This is a genomic window from Haemophilus sp. C1 (assembly GCF_001276515.1).
GTDB lineage: Bacteria > Pseudomonadota > Gammaproteobacteria > Enterobacterales > Pasteurellaceae > Haemophilus.
On sequence record NZ_LDVZ01000056.1, the window covers coordinates 1 to 2,515 of the forward strand.

Sequence of the window (2,515 nt, forward strand, 5' to 3'; positions counted from 1 at the left end):
TTATCGAAGTTATTCGTGGTGTTGATGCCTACTTTATCACCCGTAATGGTGCCTGCGTTGAATAAGCTTTCGGTATTTAATAACGTGAGCTTACGGCCTGCAATGGTGCCACTATTGGTTAAGCGGTTACTCCGTAAATCAATCACATCCGCTGAAATCAACGCACCTTCGCCATTTAAGTCACCTTTCTGCGCCATGGCATAGACACGAGGTGCCATTACTTTGACTTGTTTTCCGCTTGGTAGCGTTACCTCTTTTTCCTCAAACCAGACAATATCTGACGTAAGTTGTGCAACCTGCGCAGGGCTTAAAGCCACACCTGGGGTTAAGTTGAAGCGTTTCGCAAAGGTAATACCATTATCCATTAAGCCCTTATATTGCGCTTCTAAATCTTGATAACCTGTTAAGAACATACGTCCAGTCAGCTGATTCACTTGGTCACGCACTAAACGCTGCTCGTAATAGCCATCACCTAAGCGTCTCAAGATATTTTGTGGATCACGACGAAGTGCGTTAAACATGTAGTCACTACTGAGCCATTGCTTTTTATCAGTAAACGCTGAATCTGTTTCAATTAAAACGCCACCTGCTTCAGGGTTAAGACGATAGAGTGAAGAGCTTGGTAATAAGACATCCTGCGCTTTTGCTAATAACTCCCCACTTTGAGAAGCTTGCGTCTGTTGATGTGTGCGATAATCTGTCTGCGCTTTATAGTGATTAACCCCCATTTGATAAGCGCTTTCCACATTTCGGTTATACGCATTCACCGCACCCCAATTGCGTTGATGATAACGCTTAAACCCACCGCGCCAACGGGAATAAGTCCACTGACTCGTCCCATATTCATTTAGTATATGATAACCCGTTTCATCTTCATTATGCACGTCACCACTTAAGCCAAGCTGCCCTCCAGATATTATCTGACTGCGGTTGTTAAGCACTTGCGCTGCGTTGATAGAAATATCTCCGCTTGCCAAAATTTGACCTGGCAAGGTCGTTTTTACAACACTTTCATCAATGACTCGTCGATTAAGCTTGGTTATCCAAAAATCACTAAAGGTTTTACCCAGTAAGCGTCGATTATGCTCGGTAATTTTAGCCTGCAACGCATCAAACGCAACTTCGTTAGCATCAATCCAACTTTTAAACGGCGCAATAGCCTGTTGATACGCCTTTAAACGCGTTTCATAAGTGGATTTCTCCTGTTCATAACTTGCCAATGCGATGCGATAATCAGCAACCGCTTTCTCATAATCGACTAAGCGAGCCGCATAACTTTCTGCCGTTTCTCTTCTATTTTTTCTCGGCTTTTCGACTTCCTTTGGTTTTATCGGCTCTTCAGGCATGTTGATATCCGCTAAACCCTCTGGCATGTCAGTCGGTGGTTGAATACCAAAATAACCCCAAGCAGGATGATTCGCGTTATAAATGGATTCAGGTTTAATATGACAACCACGTTGATTAACATAATCCTGACAAGTGATTTCATTGACTTCAGGTAATAAGTGTTCTGCGTGAATCGGCTCCCCTTCTTTAAGAGGATTAATATTATCTCTTCGATAAGCCAATTTCCCCGCTCGACTAAATGAAATCCATTTTAAAAGCCCATAATCAATACGCGCCTCTGTTTTATACCCTTGTGGAATAATATACTGCTCATCAATCACTTCATTTGATTGATTCTCTATCTCTGCATGAAAGTGCAAATTTTCATTATTTACCTTTTCTGCGCTAAGTTGAATAGCACCACTTGGTGATTCAATCGTCCCACTTTGATTAAGCAACATTTTTGCTTTACCTTGAGCCTGATAATCTTCATCTATCTCACCTCCCACTGTAACGCCCTTTTCACCGTATAGGGTTGAACTACCCTGTTGCATTGCGATGTAATGGCGGGTTTGATTTCGAATCTCCTCAGCACCTAGCGTTAAATATTCACGCGCAGCAATCACCGCATCTTGACGCCCATTCTCAGGTGTAAGTTCATCTTTATTTTCAATCAACTTTGCCCCAATTACCACACGATTACCATAAATACGCCCTGAGCCTATATTTTCAACAGACATAGCTCGAATATGCAAGTCTGGCTTTTTCCCTTTAGAATATTCACCTTTACTATTTATCAATCCTCGGTTTGTCAGCGTTTCTTGAACCTTAAGCTCAATCGCTCCCCCTTGGATTTCACCTTGCTCCACTTGTTTCAACGCTTTTGCTTTCACTGCTACATTTCGTTTAGCGCTCATCACACCCGATTGCGCAATATCTTGTTTGCTCTGAATCAAGATATCCCCTTCATGAGCAAGTATTTTCCCTCCTACCTGATTTTCTATCTGTTTCTGAGTGGTTAATTGCACCCTTTGTTCCGCTTGAAGATACCCATTATTAACAATACGCCCTTGACTATCAATTTTCACCTCACCCGCAGATGCACCAATATGCCCCGCATTGCGTACACCAAGACCTTGACCGTTATCCACTAAATGGATTTTCTCTGCATACATCCCACCCAATTGGC

At 42.5% G+C, this 2,515-nt stretch carries 1 pseudogene; it reads right to left on the minus strand.

The features are described from left to right. A pseudogene (locus tag ABW51_RS09470) lies at positions 1-2,515 on the minus strand (S-layer family protein); the annotation flags it as partial.